Source organism: Micromonospora sp. ATLC16 (assembly GCF_057196645.1).
On sequence record NZ_JBXUOW010000147.1, the window covers coordinates 1 to 2,164 of the forward strand.

1 protein-coding gene and 1 pseudogene are annotated in these 2,164 nt (G+C 76.2%); both read left to right on the plus strand.

The annotated features are described in order from the left end of the window. The coding region (locus tag AC2CHE_RS26735; protein ID WP_484507593.1) for an FtsK/SpoIIIE domain-containing protein at positions 1-1,850 on the plus strand (1,850 nt) is incomplete at its 5' end. Between the two features lie 3 nt (positions 1,851-1,853). After that, positions 1,854-2,164, plus strand: a pseudogene (locus AC2CHE_RS26740) (hypothetical protein); the annotation flags it as partial.

Here is a 2,164-nt window from a genome sequence, read left to right on the forward strand (position 1 = left end):
CCCCACCGCTGGGCGCCACCACCCTGCTGCGGCTGACCGACGGGTACGCCCGGGTCGGCGACCCACCCGGCACGCCGTTCAGCGCCGACGGCAGCGGACTGGCCGCGCCGGTCGTCCTCGACGGCGACCCCCCGCCGGCCTCCGTCGCCGCGCTCGCCACCCATCTGGGCGAGGCGGCCCGACGCGGCGAGGCGGTCGGCTTCGCCGACCTGCTGCCCGGGCAGCGGTGGGGGGTCTCCGGCCGGGCGGGCCTGCGTACCGTGGTGGGCCGCGCCGGACGCGACCCGTTCCCGATGGCCTTCGACGACGCCACCCCGCACTGGCTGGTCGGTGGCCGTACGGGCGCCGGCAAGACGGTCTTCCTGCTCGACGTCCTGTACGGCCTGGCCGCCCGCTACCCGCCGACCGAGCTGCAGCTCTACCTGCTCGACTTCAAGGAGGGGGTCAGCTTCACCGAGTTCGTGCCCACCGAACGCGACCCGTCGTGGCTGCCGCACGCCCGCGCCGTCGGCATCGAGAGCGACCGGGAGTACGGCGTGGCGGTGCTGCGCGAGCTGCGCCGCGAACTGAACCGGCGGGCCACCGCACTCAAGCGGCACGGCGTCACCAAGCTCGCCGACCTGCCCGCCGACACCGCAGTGCCCCGGATCGTCGCCGTGATCGACGAGTTCCACGTGCTGCTGGCCGGCAACGACCCGCTGGCCCGCGAGTCGGTCGACCTGCTGGAGGAGCTGGCCCGCAAGGGCCGCTCGTACGGCGTACATCTGGTGTTGGCCAGCCAGAGCACCACCGGGATCGAGGCGCTCTACGGCCGCGCCGAGGCGGTCTTCGGGCAGTTCGCCCTGCGGGTGGCGCTGCCCGGCGGTGGGGGAGTGCTCGACCACCTCAACGACGCCGCGGCGACGCTGCCGGTCGGCTCGGCCGTGGTGAACACCGCCGCCGGTGCACCCGGCGCGAACACCGTGATCCGCTTCCCCGACGCGCACGCCGCGTCCGACGAGTTGACCCGACTGCGCCACGAGATGTGGCGGGCCCGCCCGGCGGGGGCCCGCCCGCCGTCGGTGTTCCGCGGCTACGACACCGCCCGCGTCGAGGACGACGCCACGTTCGCCGGACTGCGCCCCGGTGGCCGGCGTCCGCTGGCCCTGGTCGGCCGGACGGTCGACGTGGACGGCACCACCGCCCTGTTCATCATGGACACCGCCCCCGGCCGGCACCTGGCCGTGGTCGGCACCTCGTCCGCCGGGGCCGAGGTGCTGCGGGCCGCCACCCTGAGCCTGGCCCGACAGCATGCCCCCGGCGAGGCGGTGTTCGTGCTTGCTCCGCTGGTCGCCGCCGCCGACCCGGCGGCCGACGACACGGCCGCCACGTTGGCCGCCGCCGGGCACCGGGTCGAGCGGCTCGACGCCGCCGCCCTGCGCGACCGGATCCGCACCCTCGCCGCCGGGGAAGGCGGTGACCGGCCGGAGCGCGCCTACCTGGTGGTGTTCGGGATGGACGCCGCCGCCGGCCTGCTCGGCGAGAGCGATCCGACCACGTTCCGCTCCGGTCACGACGAGCTGCGGGTGCTGCTGCGGCAGGGGCCCGGCCACGGGGTGCACCTGCTCGGCTGGTGGCGCGGCCTGCGCCGGCTCGCCGACGACCTCGGCGGCACGCAGAACCGCGACGACGTCGCCTGCCTGGTCGCGTTGAACGTGCCCGGCTCGGATCTCGGCCTGCATCTCGGGGTGCACGACCTCGCGTACACGCCCCGGGCGGACCGGGCGCTGCTGGTGGATCGGCACGACCAGCGGGTCCGGTTAATCGTGCCGTTCGTCCGCGACGGTCACCCCACCGACGGGCAGGAGTGAGGCGTGTCCACCTTCGACGAGTACGCGGCGCTGGCCCGCCACCTCTCCGTGCAGCACCGCGCCGGGGAACAGGGCGCCGCCGCCGAAGCCGAACGGCAGCGGGATCTCGGCGCCGCCGTGGAGTACCTGGACCAGCGGCTGATCGCCCAGGGGCAGCGCCTCGACCACCTCGGCCGCACCATCGGCAGGGCGCCCGGCCAGGTGTCGAAGGGCGGACCGACCGCTGCCACGCCGGGCGGCTTGATGTCCGGCGGTCCACCGCCGAGCGCGGCGCCGACGTCCGGCCCGCCGGCCCCGTCCGGCCCGCCGACCCC